General features: G+C 43.4%; 20 protein-coding genes and 1 other annotated feature. Of the genes, 1 reads left to right on the forward strand and 19 read right to left on the reverse strand.

Features of this window, described 5'->3' with window-relative positions:
• Positions 1-5: 5 nt before the first annotated feature.
• The 16 genes from NYR25_05790 to mraZ form a co-directional block, all read right to left on the reverse strand.
• Positions 6-545, reverse strand: coding sequence for an NUDIX hydrolase (locus NYR25_05790; GenBank protein UWF33115.1), 540 nt, complete (start codon positions 543-545; stop codon positions 6-8).
• Positions 545-766: a cold shock domain-containing protein gene (locus tag NYR25_05795; GenBank protein UWF33116.1), complete on the reverse strand. Its 222-nt coding sequence runs from the start codon at positions 764-766 to the stop codon at positions 545-547. Before NYR25_05795 ends, NYR25_05790 begins: the two co-directional genes overlap by 1 nt.
• Positions 767-913: 147 nt before the next feature.
• Entirely contained in the window at positions 914-3,715 is a 2,802-nt protein-coding gene (ileS, locus tag NYR25_05800) for an isoleucine--tRNA ligase (protein ID UWF33117.1), read from the reverse strand.
• 65 nt (positions 3,716-3,780) lie between these two features.
• Positions 3,781-3,996 (reverse strand) — a binding site (T-box leader).
• Positions 3,992-4,720 carry a DivIVA domain-containing protein gene (locus tag NYR25_05805; GenBank protein UWF33118.1) on the reverse strand — a complete coding sequence of 243 codons (729 nt, stop codon included), beginning with the start codon at positions 4,718-4,720 and terminating at the stop codon, positions 3,992-3,994. Its footprint overlaps the feature before it by 5 nt.
• Before the next feature lie 23 nt (positions 4,721-4,743).
• Entirely contained in the window at positions 4,744-5,529 is a 786-nt protein-coding gene (locus NYR25_05810) for a YlmH/Sll1252 family protein (GenBank protein UWF33119.1), read from the reverse strand.
• Positions 5,522-5,803 (reverse strand): YggT family protein, encoded by a 282-nt coding sequence (locus tag NYR25_05815; protein ID UWF33120.1) that lies wholly within the window; start codon positions 5,801-5,803, stop codon positions 5,522-5,524. Before NYR25_05815 ends, NYR25_05810 begins: the two co-directional genes overlap by 8 nt.
• Positions 5,804-5,878: 75 nt before the next feature.
• Positions 5,879-7,201 (reverse strand): cell division protein FtsZ, encoded by a 1,323-nt coding sequence (gene ftsZ / locus NYR25_05820; protein UWF33121.1) that lies wholly within the window; start codon positions 7,199-7,201, stop codon positions 5,879-5,881.
• A 23-nt stretch (positions 7,202-7,224) separates the two neighbouring features.
• On the reverse strand, positions 7,225-8,580 hold the full coding sequence (ftsA, locus tag NYR25_05825) for a cell division protein FtsA (protein UWF33122.1): 1,356 nt from the start codon (positions 8,578-8,580) through the stop codon (positions 7,225-7,227).
• Between the two features lie 156 nt (positions 8,581-8,736).
• Entirely contained in the window at positions 8,737-9,837 is a 1,101-nt protein-coding gene (locus NYR25_05830; protein ID UWF33123.1) for a cell division protein FtsQ/DivIB, read from the reverse strand.
• A 12-nt stretch (positions 9,838-9,849) separates the two neighbouring features.
• On the reverse strand, positions 9,850-10,941 hold the full coding sequence (murG, locus tag NYR25_05835) for an undecaprenyldiphospho-muramoylpentapeptide beta-N-acetylglucosaminyltransferase (GenBank protein ID UWF33124.1): 1,092 nt from the start codon (positions 10,939-10,941) through the stop codon (positions 9,850-9,852).
• Positions 10,938-12,332 carry a UDP-N-acetylmuramoyl-L-alanine--D-glutamate ligase gene (gene murD / locus NYR25_05840; protein UWF33125.1) on the reverse strand — a complete coding sequence of 465 codons (1,395 nt, stop codon included), beginning with the start codon at positions 12,330-12,332 and terminating at the stop codon, positions 10,938-10,940. Before murD ends, murG begins: the two co-directional genes overlap by 4 nt.
• 12 nt (positions 12,333-12,344) lie before the next feature.
• Positions 12,345-13,301 carry a phospho-N-acetylmuramoyl-pentapeptide-transferase gene (gene mraY / locus NYR25_05845; GenBank protein ID UWF33126.1) on the reverse strand — a complete coding sequence of 319 codons (957 nt, stop codon included), beginning with the start codon at positions 13,299-13,301 and terminating at the stop codon, positions 12,345-12,347.
• Between the two features lie 15 nt (positions 13,302-13,316).
• Positions 13,317-15,482 (reverse strand): penicillin-binding protein, encoded by a 2,166-nt coding sequence (locus NYR25_05850; GenBank protein ID UWF33127.1) that lies wholly within the window; start codon positions 15,480-15,482, stop codon positions 13,317-13,319.
• Entirely contained in the window at positions 15,479-15,868 is a 390-nt protein-coding gene (gene ftsL, locus NYR25_05855; protein ID UWF33128.1) for a cell division protein FtsL, read from the reverse strand. The genes NYR25_05850 and ftsL overlap by 4 nt, the downstream gene beginning before the upstream one ends.
• Before the next feature lie 6 nt (positions 15,869-15,874).
• Entirely contained in the window at positions 15,875-16,828 is a 954-nt protein-coding gene (gene rsmH / locus NYR25_05860) for a 16S rRNA (cytosine(1402)-N(4))-methyltransferase RsmH (protein ID UWF33129.1), read from the reverse strand.
• A gap of 5 nt (positions 16,829-16,833) precedes the next feature.
• Complete coding sequence (gene mraZ / locus NYR25_05865) at positions 16,834-17,265, reverse strand: division/cell wall cluster transcriptional repressor MraZ (protein ID UWF33130.1); 432 nt, start codon at positions 17,263-17,265, stop codon at positions 16,834-16,836.
• A 244-nt stretch (positions 17,266-17,509) separates the two neighbouring features.
• Between mraZ and NYR25_05870 the strand changes: the two genes are divergently transcribed.
• Entirely contained in the window at positions 17,510-17,638 is a 129-nt protein-coding gene (locus NYR25_05870; protein ID UWF33131.1) for a DUF4044 domain-containing protein, read from the forward strand.
• Between the two features lie 85 nt (positions 17,639-17,723).
• On the opposite strand, the gene NYR25_05875 is transcribed toward NYR25_05870, so the two are convergent.
• The 3 genes from NYR25_05875 to NYR25_05885 form a co-directional block, all read right to left on the reverse strand.
• Positions 17,724-20,072, reverse strand: coding sequence for a DNA translocase FtsK (locus NYR25_05875; protein UWF33132.1), 2,349 nt, complete (start codon positions 20,070-20,072; stop codon positions 17,724-17,726).
• An 8-nt stretch (positions 20,073-20,080) separates the two neighbouring features.
• Complete coding sequence (locus NYR25_05880) at positions 20,081-20,599, reverse strand: tRNA (cytidine(34)-2'-O)-methyltransferase (protein ID UWF33133.1); 519 nt, start codon at positions 20,597-20,599, stop codon at positions 20,081-20,083.
• 169 nt (positions 20,600-20,768) lie between these two features.
• Positions 20,769-21,914, reverse strand: coding sequence for an AI-2E family transporter (locus NYR25_05885; GenBank protein ID UWF33134.1), 1,146 nt, complete (start codon positions 21,912-21,914; stop codon positions 20,769-20,771).
• Between the last annotated feature and the right edge of the window lie 2 nt (positions 21,915-21,916).

Consider the following 21,916-nt stretch of genomic DNA (forward strand, 5'->3'; position numbering starts at 1 on the left):
ATCACCTACTTTGTGGTCGCCTGCCAATGATAAATTGCAAGCACCGTTTTTGCATCTTCAATTTTACCGTCTTCGATTGCTTTTAGCGCTTCGGATAGTGAAAGTTCAAAAACTTTTAAGTTTTCACCTTGGTCCCGCGGTAATTTATCTTCCACCGGTTTTAAATCCGTCGCTTTATAAACCGTCATGTATTCGTCCGTAAAGCCTGGCGCGGAATAAAAGCCGACCATTTTTTCGATCTTTCCGGCAGCGTAGCCCGTTTCTTCGTTTAATTCTCGCTTAGCAGTTTCCAAAAAGTCTTCTCCAGGTTCCACTTTGCCAGCGGGAATTTCAATCGTTGGTTTAGCTACTGGCGCCCGCCACTGCTTTTCAAAAAGGGCTTTGCCATCCGTAGTCAACGCCAAGATTGCAATTGCGTCTTGGTGTTTGACTACGTCTCGATTAGCTAACGTGCCATCCGGTAACTCTACCGTTTGTTGGTAGACGTCAACAATTTCTCCCTTATAACGGGAAACTGACTTAACTACTTTTTCTTCTAAATCCATTACTCCTGTTCTCCCTTACGAAATACTTTTACAGCCACCAACCCTTTGGGACCCTCAGCCACCATTAGTTGGACGACTTCGTTTTCATCTAAAGTTTTAAAATCGTCGGATTGCACCGCACTGTAATGTACAAAGGCTTGCTCCCCATCGTCAAGTTTGATGAAGCCGTACCCCTTGGTTTTATCAAAACTCGTTACCGTACCAGTTTCCAAATTGCCCACTCCTTTTATTATTTAATACCATCATAATCGTGAGAACTACTTCTGTAAATTAAAAAAGAGACTGAATTTTTCAGCCTCTAATTTTAGCACGTTAGTTACTGGTTAATTTTTTCCAATCATACCCAGCTTTTTATCGCTAACGACGCTCTATTTTTCTTCAAAACCTTCGGTAACTGCTTCAGGATAGTACTTTGTAACGATTGCCGCACAGCTAGCACATAAGGTTGGGAAGTGTTCGTCACTACCAACGTCCGTCTTCGTCATCCGGCACCGTTCGCAAACTTCTCCAGCAGCAGGGGCAATTTGTACCGCAACTTGACCATCAAAACTTGCCGCATCTTCAGGAGCTTCCGCGATATCCCGAACTTCTAATTGCGAAACGATTAAAATCAACCGCAAGTCGACGTTTAATTCGTCAACAACTTGCTTAGTAGCTTCATCAAGGTACAAGGTTGCCTTTGCTTCCATTGATTTACCGATCATCTTTTGGTCCCGTGCTTCTTCAAGAGCCTTTAAGACGTGGGCGCGCAACTTCTTGACGGTTTGCCACTTAGCCAACAGGTCTGCTGCTCCGGCTAATTCTTGCACTTCTGGCATTTCAGCAAGTTGGACAAATTCTTCCGGTTCGGAGAGGAATTGCCAAATTTCTTCCGTCGTATGTGGTAGTACCGGCGTCATCAGCTTCGTCAAACCAACTAAAATTTGGTAGAACACGGTTTGCATTGACCGACGTTTCAAACTATCCTCCGGTTCAATATAAACAACGTCCTTCGCAAAATCGAGGTAGAACGCGGAAAGATCCGTAATGATGTAGTTCATCAACGCCTTGTAAATTTCAATGAAATTATATTGGTCGTAGTCTTGCCGAATTTCCTTAACTAATTCGTTAAACCGGACTAACATGTAACGATCTTCTGGTTGCAAGTCAGCGTAAGCTACGGTGTTAGCTTGGGGATCAAAGTCCGCCGTGTTTGCTAATAGGTAACGAATTGTGTTCCGAATCTTCTTGTAAGAATCTGAAATCTTTACAAAGTTATCTTGTGAAACCCGCACGTCAGACGATGAATCGATGGAAAGTACCCATAACCGAATGATTTCAGCACCCATCTTCTTAATGATGTCTGCGGGAACGATGGTGTTGCCTAAGGACTTACTCATCTTATGTCCCTGTCCATCAAGGGTAAAGCCTTGCGAAATTATCTGCTTGTATGGTGCGTGACCCGACATTGCCACACTCGTAATCAAACTAGAGTTGAACCAACCACGGTACTGGTCGGAACCTTCCAAAGTTAGGTCAGCCGGATACTTCAAGTAATCGCGTTTTGCCAAAACTCCTTGATGTGAAGAACCGGAGTCGAACCAAACGTCCATAATATCGGTTTCCTTGGTAAACGTTCCGTTTGGTGAATGTTCGCTAGTGTATCCTTCTGGTAGCAAGTCCTTAGCATCCCATTCAAACCAGATGTCGGAACCATGTTTTTCAAATAGTTCCGCAACGTGTTCAATCGTTTCCCCGTTCATGATTGGCGTACCGTCTTCAGCATAGAAGATTGGTAGTGGTACACCCCAAACCCGTTGACGAGAAATTACCCAGTCACCACGGTCCCGGATCATGTTATGGAGTCGTTTTTGACCCCATTCTGGGAGGAACTTAACGTCTTTTAGCGCGTCCAAAATTTGATCACGAATTTTGTCTACCGAGGCAAACCATTGTGGCGTAGCCCGGAAAATAATTGGCTTCTTAGTCCGCCAATCAAACGGATAACTATGGGTGTAATCCATCTGCTTAAGCAAGGCATTAGTTGCCTTTAACTTGTCTAAGGCAATTTCATTGGCATCTTCGTAGAAGACCCCTTCAAAATCAGGACCCGCTTCGGCAGTGAGGTAACCACGATCGTCGACCGGTACAAAAATATCGAGGCCGTATTCTTTACCGACCCGGAAATCGTCTTCCCCAAAGCCAGGTGCCGTATGAACTAATCCCGTTCCGGAATCTAGGGTTACAAAGTCTCCTAACATAACCACTAGCTTGCGATCGCTATCAAACGGGTGGAGCGCCGTGATGTTTTCTAACTCTTGCCCGCGAACCGTCTTGATGGTTTCAACGTCTTGCCAACCAAATTGTTCGGCAGCGTAACTCAACCGGTCCGTAGCAATCACAAATTTGCGGTCATCCCCCGCAGGTTTTACAACGGAATAATCAAAACCAGCATCAATGGTAATTCCTTCTGAAGCCGGAATGGTCCATGGAGTCGTTGTCCAAACTACGAAGTAAGTGTCTTGATCCAAGACCCCCTTACCGTCGCTTACTCGTTCCGCATAAAAAGCAGATGGTGAAGTAACGTCGTGATATTCAACTTCTGCTTCTGCCATTGCCGATTCGGAAGACCATGACCAAAATACGGGCTTTTTACCGCGATAAATCAATCCTAACTCAACCATTTTAGCAAAAGTCCGAATTTCTTCTGCTTCAAAAGATGGTTGCAAAGTTAAGTATGGGTTGTCCCATTCGGCAGCTACCCCTAAACGCTTAAAGTCTTCGCGTTGCTTATCAACTTGTTTTAAAGCGTAGTCACGACATAACTTACGGAATTCAGCCGTCGACATTTTTTTACGGTCGTGGCCTTCCTTGGTTAATTGTTGTTCGATCGGTAAACCATGCGTATCCCACCCCGGAACGTACGGACTCCGGAAACCACTCATTGATTTATACCGTACGATAATATCCTTCGAAATTTTGTTCATCGCGTGGCCCATGTGAATGTTTCCGTTGGCGTATGGCGGTCCGTCATGAAGAACAAAGCTTGGCTTGCCCTCATTTAATTTTTGCCGTTGTTCATAAACTTTGTTTTCAAACCAAACGTCTTCGCGCTTTTTTTCGTTTACCGGAAGATTTCCGCGCATTTTGAACTTGGTTTTTCCTAGATTTAAAGTATCTTTAACCCGCACTAAAATCACTCGCTTTCCTAAGTATCATTTTTAATATTTTAGACAATAAAAAAGACTCCATCCCTACCAGGGACGAAGTCAATCGTGGTACCACCCAAATTCAAGGACGCTAAAAGCGTCCTCCTCATTTTCCAATAACGGTGGAAACCGACAACGTCTACTAAATAATTCAACGTTGCACTCAAAAGTGATTGTCCTTCTAACTAGTAGACTAACCTCACACCACCGTTAGCTCGCTGAACTGCTAATTGTTAGAAGTCCTTCTTTTTTTACGTTTTATTTTTTAGGATTTACGTGGAACCCTTGATCAGTGGGTTTCCCCTGTTCGTTGGATTGATCTTCTGGGAAGACCACCACCGTTTTTAGCTCATCTTCTTTGGGCTCTACGGCAGGGGTGTCCGGATCAATTTTTCCAACTTCTTCTGAGTGTACACTGTTTTCCTGAATGATGTCAAGCGCTCCGCTATTCCGCATTGCTTCCTTGATTTCACCAATCGTTAGCAACTCATCAGAGCTCAACAAGTTATCCCAGTCACGCCCCTTGATCATTTGTAATTGTGATTCAAGAAGGACTTCCAGTTTTTGCCGGAAACTGCGTGCTTGTTTCTTCAGGTCGTCAGTTGCCACAATTACCTTTTGTGCTTTACCAGCGGCTTCACCAATGTAGCCGTCTGCCTTTTTATGCGCGTTTTTAACCACTACTTCGGCTTCTTTTTGTGCTTCTTTAGCAGTAAATTCCGCTTCTCGTTTAGAACTAATCTTAACTTTATCAGCAGCGTCTTGCGCCACCATGATGGATTTGTTCAGGGATTCCTTCATTTCATCGAAGTATTCCACCCGGCTTTTAGCCTCAGCTAATTGACGCCGTAATGAATCAATCTCATCTTGTAGCCGCCGTTGTTCAAAAGCAACGTCGTCTAAAAATTCATCAACTTCGTCGGGATTGTACCCGCGCATTTTATTGGAAAAGTGTTTTTGTTGTATATCTTGTGGTTCAATTGCCATCTGAATAAAACCTCCGTAAATCGCTACCTAGTTTTAATTAAATCTAGTTGGGTTTTTAGCTTATCTTTTTTTGTTTTACCTAAAACTTCCACAAGCTTAATCCTACCATATTTTCGAACTGAAATGACATCATTTCTCGCAATTATTGTATCTGCTTTTTCATCAACCATCCAGTTTAATTGCACTTGCCGGTGTTCAATTAGTTCTTTAGCCCGATGCCGTGAGATTGAAAAGGCGGTGGCCACCACCGAATCAAGACGCAACGAAGCTAGCGTAACCTGAATTCTTTCCCAATCATTGATTGGGCTTAAGATGTTAGCTTGATCTACGGGCTTTAAGCGCACTTTAATACGTCCAATCCGCGTAATTTCGTTTAAAAAGAATTTTTCCAACTCACCATTCGTCGCCACTTGCCACCGGTCGTGCTGGTGGACAATATCGCCAAACGTATCGCGCTGAATCCCCGAATTTGCAAGCGTTCCTAAAATCTGACGGTGCTCTAGCTCCGCAAACTTAACTGGGTAATCAATTTCCAGGACTTTCACTAAAAAATCTGCTTCTTCAGGAATAAAATACTCGGGATAAATTAGTCCCCGTTGATTTTCTGCGTTGGCAAAGCCTCCCGCAAAAGCTAATTTTAGTTCTTCGTCTCGGTTAACTAAGGTCCTTAAAATGTGTTGTTGGCGCGGGTTCAAGAAATTAGTCAAGATGGACCGATTTTGGTCTTTTGCTTCCTGTACTAACGCGCTAAACTCTTCAATTAACGGCTGCTCTTCTGGACGAAAATGTTGTCCAATTGCGTTATCCATAAACCGTCACACCAAATAGCAGTGCTTCAATGTAGGTTAACCCGTTCGAACATAGTTCCAGAACTAATAATGCAAGAATTGGTGAGAAATCGATCCCTAAAATTGGCGGGATAAACCTAAACCAACTCATGTACGGCTGACAAATTTTGGTTAACCATTGTCCAAAGGCCGATTGGTAGGCTCCAGGGAGCCAAGACATTAATACCCAAATAAAAATCAGCATCATATAAATTTGAATTGCCCAGTGTAGTAATTGAAAAATTAACGCAATCATTATTTTTAATCACTCATTTCTTGTCATTATGCAATAAATGGGCTTGAGCCCTGCTCAAACCCATTTAAATACAAATTATTTTCTACGACGTTTGAAGAATGGAGGAGTATCCAATGATTCGTCGTCAGAACTTGTATTGTTATTATCGTTAAACGCGTTAAACTCTTTCTTTTCAACGTTCTTAAACTCGTCATCACTTGGTGAAGAAGGACGAACGTTGCTAGAGTTATTTGATTGCCGTAATTGCCAATCCCCAAATGGATCGTTTGCAGCTTGCGTATTTTGGTTGTTAGCTGCTCCATTGTTATTAAGGTTATCGGTCGAACCAGCCCCGCGCATTTCAGTATTGGCTGAAATGTTGTTTGTGTTCGTAGTATTTACACTACTTGGACTCTCGAAAGAGGTGCGTGCTGGTTGACGGTGTAAAGACGCTCTACCAGCTTTTTTATCAATTCCAGTAGCGATTACCGTTACCCGAACACCGTCCTTTAATTCTTCGTCAATCGAAGTACCGAAGATGATGTTAACGTCATCGTTAGCGGCTTCCGTAACGATTTGTGAAGCTGCTTGAGCTTCAAACAAGGAAAGGTCTGGACCACCAGTAATGTTAAGCAAGACTTGTTCAGCACCATCGATTGATGTTTCAAGCAATGGTGAAGAGATTGCCTTTTTAGTAGCTTCTTCGGTCCGGTTTTCGCCGTTCGCTGAACCAATTCCCATCAAGGCAGAACCTTGGTTTTGCATAACCGTCTTAACGTCCGCAAAGTCCAAGTTAACGTAACCTGGAGAAGTAATCAGGTCGGAAATACCTTGCACACCTTGACGTAAAACGTTGTCAGCTTCGTTGAATGCTTCCATCATTGGCGTCTTCTTGTCAACTAAGTCAAGCAAACGGTTATTCGCAATGATAATCAAAGTATCAACGTGTTCCTTGAGGTTACTTACCCCTTCAGCAGCAAAGCGCGCACGCTTTGGTCCTTCAAATGTAAATGGACGAGTAACTACCCCAACGGTGAGGGCACCTTGTTCTTTAGCAATCTTAGCTACCATTGGAGCAGCACCGGTACCAGTACCACCACCCATGCCGGCAGTAACGAAGATCATATCTGCGCCTTCCAAAGCAGAAGCAATTGTTTGTTGGCTTTCTTCAGCTGCTTTAGCACCAACTTCAGGAGTTGATCCAGCACCTAATCCTTTAGTTAGTTTCGGTCCTAATTGAATTTTTACGTCTGCGTTTGACGCTTGTAAAGCTTGCACGTCAGTGTTAGCAACGATAAATTGTACCCCTTTGACTCCTTCAGAAATCATCCGGTTTACGGCGTTACCACCACCGCCACCAACACCAATAACCTTGATGTTCGCGCCTTTACTCTTGTTATCATCCATTGAAAATTCCATGTTTAATTCCTCCATCGTTAATGTTAGTCAAAGAAATCACTAAACCATTTTTTGATTCCATCGAAGCGATTGGATGTCGCCTTTGGTGATGAATTACGTTCAGCCGGCTTAGAGCGTTCTTGCGTTGGTTCAGGATGCTTTATAGTTGCCTGAGCACGTTTGAATTTAGGTTTCTCATCCACTACGTCTTCTTGCGGCGTATCCGAGACCGTCCGTTCACTCGAAACCATCGCATTTTTCGCTAAGATATCGACATCGCTCATTCGTCCTTCATAGTTCAGGATGGCTAGTGCTTGCGCAAAGGCCGGATGCCGCAATCCCATTTGGTCAGGAACGTATAATTTAGCGTTAGTTTCAAAAATTCTTTCAACTAACTTTTCGATTCCAGGAAGGGCTGCCCCTCCACCAGTAATCACGATTCCGCCTGGCATATCCAGTGCACCAATCTTATCTAACTGCTTTTTGATATTAGTTAAAATTTGTTCCAAGCGTGCTTCAATAATTTCACTCAAGTACTCTTCATCAACCGCAACCGGTTCGTTTTGACCGACCACGTTAACCGGGAACGATTCCTTCCCCGCTTCACTAGCAACCGCATAGCCGTACTGTTGCTTAATTTGTTCCGCGTTATCCAAAGAGGTATTTAACACCACTGAGATATCTTTGGTAACAAATTGGCCACCTTCTTGTTCCACAAAGGTGTATTTAAGGTGATGGTCATGAATTACGGCAACCGTGGATTGGCCCGCACCTAAATCTAACGTAATCGTTCCAAAATCTTGTTCACCATCGTTTAAGATTGTCTTGCCTAGTGCTAGCGGATTAACCACAATGTCCACTAAGTTCAATCCTGCTTGACGAACCGCACTCTTTAAATTATGGATGATTGTTTTAGGCCCGGTAATCAATCCGCCGTTCATCTCTAGGCGAACCCCTACCATGCCTCTTGGATCCTTGATACCGTCGAAACCGTCCACAATAAACTCATCCGGAAGTACATCTACTACTTCTTGTTCCGGAGGTAAATTATGTACAGACGCCGCATTAGAAACTTCAATCACATCTTGATTATTAATCTCACGTGAGCTATCTGAAATAGCAATCATTCCCCGTACGGGTTCGATTCTTAATAAATTAGCTGGAATTCCAGCCACTACATCTTGGATTTGAATATTTGCTTTGCGCTCTGCAGTTTCAATAGCCCGCTTAATGGCAATCGCTGCTTTGTCAATATCAACGATTACACCACGATTGACTCCATCCGAGGGCTCTCTTCCCACACCAATAACGTTCATTTGTCCTTTGACATATTCAGCAACAATAACTTTTATTGAGGTGGTTCCAATATCCAGTCCAACGTAAATTCCTGAATTATCCATAATAAAGGAACCTCCTAGTCGTTTAACTGTTTCATTTATATACTTATCACATATATTAATTAGTTTACCATATTCATTCTTTATTTAGAACGCAGAATTCCACTAAAATTACAGCATATTTCAACTTATTGCTGATTAAAAAGATTCTTCGTGTTCCTAGTTGACGTCTGCGTTCTCATCGTCGGTTGACGAAATATCCGTCACACTGTTTTGCGTAGCCCGTCGTTGCTGGGTTTGATAGTCAACATCGCTTACCGAATTACTGCTTGAAGAACTCGCCGATGAGCTCTTTGACAACTGCGCCTTAATTGATGAACTTTTTTCATGTGTTGTCGATTGACTTTTATCATCCTCGACTTCCGCCGTAGCGGAACTGGATGTCGAAGTATCCGCTTGACTCCGTGGGTATGAGTATGCTCCCACTTGCAAGTCTACAATTCCCCTTTTTTTCATACTTGCTGAAATTTCTGGGTAATACTTCATTTTTTTGGCGAACGTATTTAACACCGCGTACACTTCGTTACCGTCATTCATGAAAAAATGCAACTGGTGCCGTTCTTTTTTAGTTGCCGTATAGTCAACCTCCGCAACGTCATTTTGGACTTCGTTAGGTAGTTTCGCATATTCACTCAAGAAACGTTTTAAAATTTGATTGTCTTTGAATTGTCGGAAAACGGGATAATCACCATCCGGTTGGGTAGCACTCTTTTTCGAAACCGTGCCGTCTTGCCGAACCGCGTAATAATATTTATTACGTACCACATACCCCATCACGGCATTTTCTCGAACCTTAACTTTAACGTGTCCCAACAACGAGACCGAAATTTGGACGTCCTTTAGATCCGGAAACTCATGAACCAATTGGGCTTCATCTTTGTGTTCCGTAAACCAAGCTACCGGAATTACGTCATTTTTCTTTATTGCAGTTTTCTTTATAACTTGGCTGCTGTCAACCCGTTTGTTTCCCTGTACGGTAATGGATTGAACTCGGCTAACCGGGGTACAAAGGTAAACCGTTAATAAAATTAGACCCCCTATGAAACTAGCTAGGACAATTTTAACTGGCTTACTAATCCGGAAAGGATGGTGGACTTTCTTTTTTGGTGGCTGCTTGCGTTGATTGCCCGGTGAGTTCTTTTTAAGCGGGTTCTTAAATTTTCCACCTTTAGACCGTTTTTTTGCCCGGTTAAGCTGCTGATGTTCCTTTTGATAACGGGCCCACGGAGTTAGATTTTCATCATCTTTTCTCTTTTTCATTGGCATCACCCGTTAGGCTTTAATCACTGACTTCAAAACATCGTACAATTTTTCCGCCGCTTGTGGTTGACCTAACTTCTTAGTATTTTCCGCCATCTGGCTCCGCTTTTGATCATCTAACATCAACTCATCTAGCTTAGCTAGTAGCGTTGTAGAAGTTAATTCGTTTTCCGTGATCATTTCCGCAGCGTGTTGGTCAACTAAACTACGGGCATTTTTAGTTTGGTGATCGTTCGTCACGTACGGACTTGGAATTAGAATTGATGGAATCCCTAATGAAGTAAGTTCTGCTAAGCTAGTTGCGCCTGCGCGACCTACAACCACGGCCATTCGAGGAAGCATAGCTGGCATGTCAGCAATGTATGGCAATACCGCTACTTTTTCCTTATAAGGGGCCAAATCTACGTCCTTAGTTAGCTTTTCAAAATGAACTCGTCCAGTAACAAAGATCGTTTGGTAGTTTCGCTTAGCCAACTCGCCTAACGATTGCATGGTAACTTCATTGATTTTTTCTGCTCCCCGGCTGCCACCGAAAATCAACACCGTCGGCACATCATCCTTTAGTCCAAATTGATCTAATGATTGGGGCGTAATTTTAACCACTTCGGTCGCCCGTGGGTTCCCCGTCAAGACAACCTTGTCTTTTGGAAATTGATCCGCAGCAGCCTCAAAAGAAATCGCAATTTTCTTAACAAACTTGCTTAAAAATTTATTAGTAACCCCCACTACGCTATTTTGCTCGTGAATCACCGTTGGAATTCCCATCATGCTGGCGGCAAACACCACCGCCCCGCTGACGTATCCCCCGGTTCCTAACACTACGTCCGGTTTAAATTCTTTAATCATCTTACGCGCCTTAACCACGCTGCTTAAAAACAAGCCCACGGTTTTGAAATTCTCTAACGATAGCGAACGTTTGAATCCTTGAATCTTAATCGTTTTAAAATCGATTCCGGCATTTGGCACGATCTTATTTTCCAGACCCTTATGGGTGCCGACATACAACACTGCTGAATCGGGTTCCACTTCCCGAACTTGCTTAATTAAGGCAAGTGCTGGATAAATGTGGCCGCCAGTTCCGCCTCCTGAAACCATCAGTCTCATTTAGTGACATCTCCTTTTTCCTTCGATAAATTTTCCACGGCGGCAATAAATTCGTCGCCCCGCTCTTCAAACGTTTTGTACTGATCCCAACTTGCTGCTGCAGGTGAAAGTAAAATTACGTCACCTGGTTGGCTATCTTCAAAGGCGATTGCAACCGAGTCCTTAACCCGCGGGCTATCCTTAACGACCTTAACGCCCGCTGCCTGTGCGGCTTCCTTCATCCGGGAAGCGGTTTGACCGTTCACAATTACTTCCTTAACGTGCGGCTTCAAATCTTCTACAAGCCGGGTGTAATCATCTCCCCGGTCTAATCCTCCCGCAATCAAGACAATTGGGCGTTGGAAAGCTTTCAAGGCTACTTGTGTAGCTTCGATATCGGTAGCCTTCGAGTCGTTGTAGAATTGACGCCCCGCTAAAGTTTTTACGTACTGAATCCGGTGCTTTACTCCGCTAAAAGTCTGGAGAACTTGTTTAATATGCTTATTTGCGACCCCTTCAATCTTAGCTACGGCAATCGCTGCAAGCGCATTTTCCACGTTTTGATCTCCGGGCACCCCAATTTCGCTAGCATCCATGATGTATTCATCTCTGAAGAATAGTTTACCGTTCTTTGCGTAGGCCCCATTTTCGACTAAGTCTTGACGCGAAAATGGCACAACTTGGGCATGCGTTCGTTGCGCCAATTGCTGCCACTCGGGATTATCCCAGTTAATGACAAAATAATCATCTTTGGTTTGGTTTTCCGTGATCCTCATCTTGTCATTAACGTAATTTTCCCGCGTCTTATGCCAATCTAAGTGGTTAGAAAAAATATTATTAACCACCGCAATGTGGGGGTGTAATTGGTCAATCCCGGCAAGCATAAAACTAGATAACTCCATCACGACCCGGTCGTTAGCCGTGGCCTTTTGCACTACCGTGGTTGCAGGAACTCCAATATTTCCAGCCACGTATGCTGCGTGGTGGTTTTGTTGGTCCAGCATCAACTGAATCATCGTGGTTACGGTAGTTTTTCCGTTACTGCCGGTTACCCCAATTAATTCGCTGTCCATCACCCGATATGCTAATTCCGGTTCAGCAATAATCGGGATATCTTGCTCCTTAGCCGCTACTAAAACCGGGTTCGTATACGGTATTCCAGGGTTTTTGACGATTAATTCAACGTGGTGCTGGACCAAAATGTCCTTTGGGTGACTGCCTAAAATCATCTGAACGTTGGCTTGTTTAAGCTGCTCAACCAATTCTTGAGGTTGTTCCGCTTTTGCATCATTTACCAGTACGTGCGCATTCAGTTTACGCAACAAAAGAGCGGCACTAACTCCGCTCTTTGCCATTCCCAAAACGAGAATATTCTTATTTGCTAAATCCTTTATCTCTGCTAATGCTTTCATCCTAAAATCTCCCTACCAAATGCTAATTAACGTAATTAGCGCACCAAGCAATCCTACGAACCAGAAGACGGTGTCGACTTTCCATTCACTCCAACCTAACATCTCAAAATGATGGTGAATAGGACTCATTTTAAAAATTCGGTGTCCGGTTAGTTTAAACGACAATACTTGTAAAATTACGCTAAGGGTTTCTAATACAAATACAATTCCGACCAACAGTAATGACAATTCTTGATTCAAAATGATGGAAACTGCCCCTAGTGCGCCACCTAACGCCAAGGAGCCCATATCTCCCATGAACACCTTTGCTGGTTTGTGATTAAACACAAGGAAAGCAAGCATTGCGCCCACTACCGCCAAACAAAATAGCATTACTGCAGGTTGGTCAAGCTTAGCGGCAATAATTGCGTAAGTTCCGAACGCGATGGTTGATAATCCCGCAACTAACCCATCTAATCCATCAGAAAGGTTGACCGCATTTGAAAATCCAACTAACCAAAAAATTACAAAAAGAGCGTACCAGGCACCTAAATGCCAGACCCCAATTCCAGGAATCGTTAACTGTAATGCTACGCCGGTTTCTTTAATGACCCAGTAAAAAATCAAGCCCCCGATAATTTGACCGAGCAGTTTTTGCCAGGCTTTAAAACCTTCATTTTGCCGTTTTAACAGTTTAATACTGTCATCCCAACATCCAATCAGTCCAAATTCTAAAAGGACGAACAAAAGCATTACTAAGTTAGTGGTTAATAAATGGAATGCTAAGCCACTAATTACCGCGGCCACAATAATCGCCACGATAAAAACTAGGCCGCCCATAGTGGGCGTTCCAGATTTCTTTTGGTGCCACTTTGGGCCTTCTTCCCGGATCATCTGTCCTTCATTACGCGCCCGGAAATAGTGGATAAAACTAGGCATCCCTATCAAAGTAATTACGGCGCTTAAGCCGCACGCTAACAAGTTACTCATTTTTCTTCTCCTATGCTATTTTTTGAGTGTGACCGTCATGGTCATTCCTGATTGAAGGGTCGTTCCCTTTGCTACCGATTGCCCGGATACAAATCCCTTGCCTTGGTATTTCACTTCAATGTTAAACATTTTCGCAAGTTTAATTACGTCATTTTTTGACCATCCGGTAAGGTCCGGCATGGTGACCGTTCCTCCGGTGTTCAACAAGATCCGTTGTCCTACTAGAAGTTTGCTACCGGCGCTTTCGGACTGCTCTACAACCCGTTCGCCATTACCTAGCCGCACTACCGCTACGTTATTTTTACCCAATTCTTTCACCGCATCGTCGGCATCTTTGCCAACTTCGTTTGGTACTTCAATTGAACTATCAATATCCGTATTAGCGGTAGACTTATCTTGTTCTAACGCCTGCTTCATTACCGGGCCAAAAATTTCATCCAGTAGTTGCGTGGCCGTTTTGTCCGCAGGCAAGTTGGGCTTCTTCATCGTAATATACATGATGTACTTTGGATCTTTAGCCGGGGCCATTGCGGCTACCGAATATAGGTAGCTATCGTCGCCAGAAGCGTAGTTACCGTTACTTGCAACCTGCGCCGTCCCGGTTTTCGCCGCAATCCGGTAACCTTTTAGTTTAAAGTCGCCCCCGATTCCGTAAGGCTTGTAGACTACGTCCTGCATTAATTTACGGACTTCTTTGGTCGTTTTAGCCTTTACCGGGCGCCCAACCTTCTTGGTTTTCATCCGATAGGTCGTTTTTCCGGTGTTCGGGTTGACTACTTTCTTAACAAACTGCGGTTTAACCATTTGACCATTATTTGCGATCGCAGTGAAACCTTGCAACATTTGCATTGCCGTCACGTTAATTGCCTGACCAAAGGCAGTATCAGCCTGTTCAATGGGGTAGTCAAATTGCATATTTCCCTTGGATTCCCCTTCTAAGCCAGAATTGGTTGATTCTAGCAAGTGGAATCGTTTAATGTACTTCTTCCAAGTCTTGGTACCCATTTTTTGTTCCAAATGAGCCATCGCCACGTTACTGGAGAGGGCAAATCCCTTTTCGTAAGAAATTAACCCCCAGCCTTCCCGTTTCCAATCAGGCACTATTTGACCATCAATTTCATAAGTACCGGACTTATACACTTCGTCTGGATCAAAATTCCCGCTATCGATTGCGGCAGCGGTAGTAAAAATTTTCATTGTTGAGCCAGGTTCGTAAGTATCCTGAACCAAGCCATTATTCCAAGCTTTGGATAACCCCTTCTTCGTAGAAGCGTTAAACGTGGGCCGTTGGGTAGTTGCCAGGATTGCACCCGTCTTAGCATTCATGATGGTTGCCCCGATTGATTCAGGGTGGGCTTGGGATTGGACCTTGCTAACCGTACTTTCCATAATGGTTTGCAACCGCTGATCTAAGGTAGTGTACACCGTGCTACCATCCCGGGCCGGACGCTCAACTTGAGAGCCTGGCAACTGGTAGCCAAATTTATCCTTTTGTAAGGATTTTTCACCGTCAGTTCCCGTCAGTTGTTTATCCAACATCTTTTCAAGCCCCATTACCCCTGAAAGTTGGGTAGTGTCGCTCCCCTTTTCTTGGGTTTGTTGGGCAAACCCAATTAAGTTAGAAGCAAAGACCCCGTTAGGGTACAACCGGGCTTCTGAAGAAACGAAGTTGATCCCGGTCAACTTATACTTTTCAATTTTTTCCTTAGTGGCCACGGAGATGTTATTCCCTGCACTCCCAAACTCAACCTGAAAAGTTTTAGGGTCGCTAGGACTCAAGGTTTTTAACGCCTTTTTGTAACTAATTGGAAGATACTTACTAAGTACCCGTGCCGTTTTCTTTTTGTCCGTTACGTAAAGAGGCTGGTGGTTAGGGCCCACCTGCTTTTTACTAACGACCGCGTAAATTGAATATGTACTAGTATCTTCAGCAATTGGGTTTCCATTAGTGTCTAAAATCGAGCCCCGTTTTGCCTTGATGGTTTTATTATCAGTGTATAGCCGTTTAGCTTGACTGCTGAGATTGACGCTTTCAATCGTCTTATTAATGGCAATATAAGAAAAGCGCCCAACAATCACTATAAATACTCCCGCTACAATCAATAAAAACCATTTTCCAAACATCATCCGATTGTGCTGAGTTTCCGTAGTATTAGTCGTTCGCTTTTTTGGGTTCATCATTTATTTACATTCCTTATATTCTCTGATTTAAGAGAAAGGCCTGCCTTTTTAGCAACTTTGTTCAACCGATTTTGGTCGGATAATTGATTAACCTCTTGCTTCATAGTTGTGTTTTTGCTGGACAAGGCCGTCGTTTTCTCTTGGGTTGCTTCAAGTTTATGCTGTGCATTAGATAAACTTATTTTACCAGAAACGACGGTCAGCATTAAGCCTACCAAAATAAATCCGCAAAATGTTATCAAAAACTTTTCAAACTTCGACAAGGGCAGTTGTCGAGCAGTTACAACCTCCCGGGCTTTTTTTAGTTCTTTTCTTCCTACTCCGGCAATTGAAGTTGGTTCGTTAATCATTCTTGAACGACCAGCATAATCATTATTTTGAGCCATTGGCGTCTACCCTTCCTGTAACTTTTCGATAATTCTTAATTTTGCACTGTGTGCTCGACGATTTTCTTTTAATTCGTCCTCAGAAGGAACGATTGGTTTTCGATTAACTAATTTAAAATGGGGTTTTTTATCCGCAGGAATTACTGGAAGTCCAGCTGGCAAGTCCCCAATTTCGGTTTTTTCCTTAAACATGCGCTTCACTAACCGATCTTCCAGTGATTGGAAAGTAATCACTGAAATTCGGCCCCCGTCATTTAATAAATCAAGGGCTTGTTCCAAGGATTCTTCTAACGCACCCAATTCGTCATTAACCGCAATTCGAATCGCTTGAAAGACTTTTTTGGCCGGATGACCACCGGTACGCCGAGCCGCCGCAGGAATTGCCTCTTTGATAATTTCGACTAATTCTCCGGTCGTTACAATAGGTCCTTGCTCACGTACCCGTTCAATTCGCCGCGCAACTTGTTTGGCGTACTTTTCTTCTCCGTAACGGAAGAAAATTCGCACTAAATCGTTGTACGACCATTCGTTAACTACCGTTTGAGCCGTTAGTTCTTGGCTTTGGTCCATGCGCATATCTAAAGGTGCATCGTAACGGTAACTAAACCCCCGTTGAGCATCGTCAAACTGGGGTGAAGAAACGCCAAGGTCGTACAAAACTCCGTCAACGTGGTCAATCCCACGTTGGTTTAATTCTTTTTTTAAATTTCTAAAATTAGCTTTAATAAAGGTTATTTGCTGATTTGCTATGTATGGTGCCAAATGATCCTGATTGTAATCAATCGCTGTTTGATCTTGGTCAAACGAATACAAATGACCTGCAGAGCCTAGCTTTGATAAAATCAGCTCGCTATGACCGCCCCCGCCAAGGGTACAGTCCACGTAAATACCGTCTTCGCGGATATTTAATCCAGCAACGGTTTCTTCCAATAACACGGTGGTATGTTTAAATTCTGTCATTTATATCACAATCCAAAATCAATTAAATTTTCGGCAATATCGTCAAAGTTCGCTTCAGTTTCTTCGATTGCAGCTTCCCAACGTGCTTTATTCCAAATTTCAATTCGGTTAGAAACCCCTACTAGAACACATTCTTTTTGTAAATCTGCGTGAACCCGCAATTTTTTAGGAATGATAATTCTACCTTGCTTATCAAAGTTGCATTGGGCTGCATCAGCAAACATGAACCGAACGAACGCCCGATTGTTTTTTTTGTTAGATGGTAGTTGACTGAGTTTTTCTTCGACGAGTTTCCATTCGGTTAAGGGATAACCAAATAAACACCCATCCAGTCCTCGCGTGATTACGAAATCCTCGCCTAGTTGATCGCGGAATTTAGATGGTATGATCAAACGTCCCTTGTTGTCCAGTGAATGTTCGAATTCACCCATGAACATGAAACCGCCTCCGTCAACTAAATCTATAACAATATTACCACTTCCCCCCACTTTCCACCACTTAATTACAAATGTTTTTTCCCAATTTTTTATTAATTTTAAACATTCCACAAAAGCATGATACTAATAGGGTTTGTGGCCTTTTTATCGGGTAGAGGAAAAGTGGGGGATCCTTTCTTAGATTTGCCTAAAAAAATTACTTATTGTAGAATTGCTGTAAATCATGAGAAAGTAGTGTTTTTGAATGTACAATAATAAAAAGAAGAAAAAAAGTGGCCTACAAAAGGTCATCATGGTCTTCGTTTGGATCATGATCATCTTGACTCTTGGAAGCGTCCTTTACGCACCTTTGGCACAACTTTTGGGTGCTTAATAACCATCAAGATACTAAAAAAGACTGGTAACTAATCCATAAATTAGTTACCAGTCTTTTTATTATTCTCCATCTATTGGAGCATTTATTCGTCTTTAGCACGGTAAACTTTCCGTGGCTTACTACCTTCTTGAGGTCCAATCACGCCATTTTCCTCAAGTTGATCAATAATTCGGGCGGCCCGGTTATAACCGATCCGAAATTTTCGCTGCAACATTGACGTACTTGCCCGTTGCATTTCCGTTACTAACTCAACGGCTTCTGGATAGTACTCGTCTAGTTCATCGGTTGCTTCGGTTTCTGCAATTTCTTGGTCAGTGACGTTTAGTTGATCGTCGTATTCGGCAGTTTGTTGTTGTTTAACAAAATCCACGATTTCCTTAACGTCATGATCGGAGATAAGGGCCCCTTGAACCCGTTCTGGTTTATTCTTACCCATTGGGAAGAATAACATGTCTCCCCGTCCAAGGAGTTTTTCAGCACCATTAGCATCGATAATGGTTCTAGAATCGGTTCCTGAAGCTACCGCAAAGGCAATCCGAGAAGGGACGTTGGCTTTAATTAATCCCGTAACTACGTCTACCGAAGGTCGTTGGGTAGCAATAATCATGTGAATTCCGGCAGCTCGGGCTAATTGTGCCAATCGAATAATTGCATCTTCCACTTCGTTAGAAGCAACCATCATTAAGTCCGCCAGCTCATCGACAATTACCACAATGTACGGCATTTTCGGCCGTTTTCCTCCGTCAGCGGCATTTTGTTCTTCAATGAACTCGTTATAGCTTTTAATATTGCGTTGGTTCATTTCAGCAAACAAATCGTACCGGTGCTGCATCTCTGCTACCACCTTATGTAATGCCTTAGCAGCCTTACGAGCATCGGTAACCACCGGGGTCAATAAGTGAGGAATGTCATTATAAATGCCCAATTCAACCTTCTTAGGATCAATTAAAATCAACTTGACTTCATCGGGCCGTGCGTTCATTAGCAAGCCGGTAATAATCACGTTAATCATCACTGACTTTCCTGAACCAGTTGCCCCAGCAATCAATAAGTGTTGCATTTTTACTAGGTTTGCTTCAACGAGATTTCCCGAAACGTCGCGGCCAATCGGCACCTTGAGCGGATCTTCTGGGTGCGCTGGTTGTGATTCAATGATGTCGCGGAACGAAACCGTGGAAATTGTGCGGTTAGGCACTTCAATCCCCACTAGCGACTTACCCGGAATCGGCGCTTCAATTCGAATATCCTTAGCAGCTAGAGCCAAGGCTAAATCATCCGCCAAGCCCACAATTTTGCTGACTTTCACCCCAATTGCAGGGTGGATTTCATATTCGGTAACTGACGGCCCCATTTTTACGCTTTCTACCGAAGCGTCGACCCCAAAACTATTCAAGGTATCTTGCAAAATTTGGGTATTCTTTTTAATCGAATCATACTCCGAACTTTGATCAGCTTGCGGAATTTCGGTTAACAAGGCCGAGGATGGCAACCGGTAATTAGGGTTCAACTTATTCTCGCTTTCAAAGCCCACTTCCGCACTAGAAACTGGTTGAGCCTCTTGATTCTTGGGCTTTCGCGGGCTTCGCTGATTATTAGTTGAAATTTCAATCTTCGGTTCCGGGGCATGCTCAATTCCGCGAGTTCCGTCAACCACCGGCTCGTTAGGCGATGGTTCAATCTCCGTACTTTCAGAGGAAATTGGCTTTTTGGTAGAAATGCTCTCCGGAGTTTTTCGCTCCACTTGCGTACGTTTGGTTTCTGGTTTGGTAATCGTGAAGTCCAACTGTTCCCACCAGTCCAGTACTCCACGAGTTAGTGCCCGAATTCCTTGGATTAATCGTTGTCCAATCCAAAGGACGGCCGTCCCCGTACTTGATAACACTTCGTCAAACGGAATCCCAAAGAGGATTACTAGCCCCACCGTCATTAACACAATGGCTAGAATTGCACTCCCGATTTCACTTAACAAAAAATGGGTTCCACTATAAAGGATGGCTCCGAGTAACCCACCGCCAATGTCGTTAGTGGTAATTTGCTCCAGAAAGGACCGTTCAATTCCTTCGACAGTCCGGGCAACGAACCCACTTTCCAGATTTAACCCACTCGCAAAGCGGTACTCCACCCAAAGCAAATACCCAATCATGGTCAAGCTCAACCCGATCACCCGGTCACTAGCTCCCTTAAACCGTAGCTCCTTCCCCATAAATAAGAGATAAAGCCCGTAAAAAAAGAGCAAGACAAACCCAGCCGGGCTCAAACTTCCGATAAAGATGCGAAACATATTGGCAACCAGCATCCCTAAGAATCCCCGGCCAAAATAACCCAAAAGGGCAACCAGTACGTACGCCAACCCCAATAGGTTTTGCGTGGGGAGGCTTTGCTGCTTCTTACGTTTACGCGTTGTTTTACGCCTTTTCTTTGCTTTTGCCATATCTAACCCTATTTCAATTTATCATTTTCGTATTCATGACTAATTTCTAAGTTAGGAAACTTCTGTTGCCGCAAAACTTCATATATTACGATTGCTACCGAGTTGGACAAGTTCAATGCGCGAATATGCTGGTCGTTTTGCGGAATGCGAATTGCACAATCTGCGTACTGCCGCATAAAGGCCTCTGGCAATCCCGTTGTTTCCTTTCCAAATAGAAAGTAGTTATCTACGTCGTCTTCAGCTCCAGTGTAATCAGCTTGAGTATAAGCTTTCGAAGCGAATTTAGAAACCACAAAAAGTCGTTTGCGATCTTTTACGGTAGCCAAAAAATCAGGCAAGTTATCGTGATACACTACCTTAACGCTATCCCAGTAGTCAAGGCCAGCGCGCTTCAAAGTTTTATCGCTGATTTCAAAACCCAGTGGCTTAATTAAATGTAATACCGCATTCGTTCCCGCACAAGTTCGGGCAATGTTTCCAGTATTTGCCGGCATTAGCGGCTCAAATAATACAATATGATTTGTCATCTTTAATCTCCATTTAGTCTTAAAATTAAAAACGTAGACACTCGGTATTGCGCGGCGAGTATCTACGTTCGTGAAGTCCCTGAATCGTTTCAAACGAAATCCCTTCGATATCCGCGTAACACGGGCTCCATCCGCATACTAACACTACTTTTTTCATTCTGCAAATTGGCTATTGCTCGTAACCGCCCACCTTACGCTTAAAAAGCTCAAATCCATGAATGAATAAGACCTTTAAAACGGCATAAGCGGGAATCCCAAAGATTACGCCCACCAAACCAAACATTTGTCCAGAGGCAAGTAAAACTACCAGAATAGTTACCGGATGAATAGCTAAGTTGCTGCCCAACACCAGCGGCGAAATGAATCGGCCTTCTAAAGTTTGTTCGATCGCAAAAACAATCAGTACCTTAACTAGCATTACTGGGGAAATAAACGCCCCAATTACAATGGAAGGAACCATTGCTAAAAATGACCCTAGGTAAGGGATTAGATTGAGAAAGCCGGCGGCAACTGCCAAGGTGAGCGCAAATTTTAATCCAATAACTAAGTAACCGACGAAAAACATTAGCGCTACAAAAAAAGCTACCACCAATTGGCCCCGGATGTACTGGCTTAGTTGCGTATTAATTTCTCCTAAAATTTGGAGAAATTGTGGTCGGTACCGTACGGGAAACGCCTTTGCTAAATATTCTGGCAATTCGTGGCCGTCACGTAATAAGTAAAACAAGATAAACGGCATCGTGATAATTCCAATAACTACCTTTGTTATTAGACTCAGGACGCTACCTAACGAAGTAACCGTATTGTTAGCAACGTTAGTCACCTTCTTCGTCCACGATTGGATTGTTTCTCCGCTGACTCCGTGAAGCTGCTTTTGAAAATCTCCTAACCGCGGATCATTTAAAATTCCGTTGATCTTGTCTACCGCGGCGTTCCAGTAATCCGGCCAGTTTTGTAACAGAGCGGCAGTTTGTTCCCGAATCACCGGAATTACCGCGACCACGCCAGCAACGATTAAAACAGCTACCCCAACAAAAATAATACTGATGGAAACCACCCGTTTCATTTTAAAACGATGTTCTAAACGGTCCACCAGCGGGTTTAATAGGTAGTAAAGAACTCCCGCTAAAATAATGGGGAATCCGACAATTTTAAAGAATTCTTCCAGCGGCTTGAAAATCCAAGTCACTTTGGAAAACATGAATAAAATTAGCAACACCAATAACACGATGATTAAGCTAACTACCGGCCGGTTATTGAGCACTAACTGATTAAACCAAGTTCGCCATCTAGGTACTTTGGGTTTTCGTTCCATCA

It is taken from the genome of Pediococcus acidilactici, from assembly GCA_024970065.1.
GTDB classification, from domain to species: Bacteria; Bacillota; Bacilli; order Lactobacillales; family Lactobacillaceae; genus Pediococcus; species Pediococcus acidilactici_A.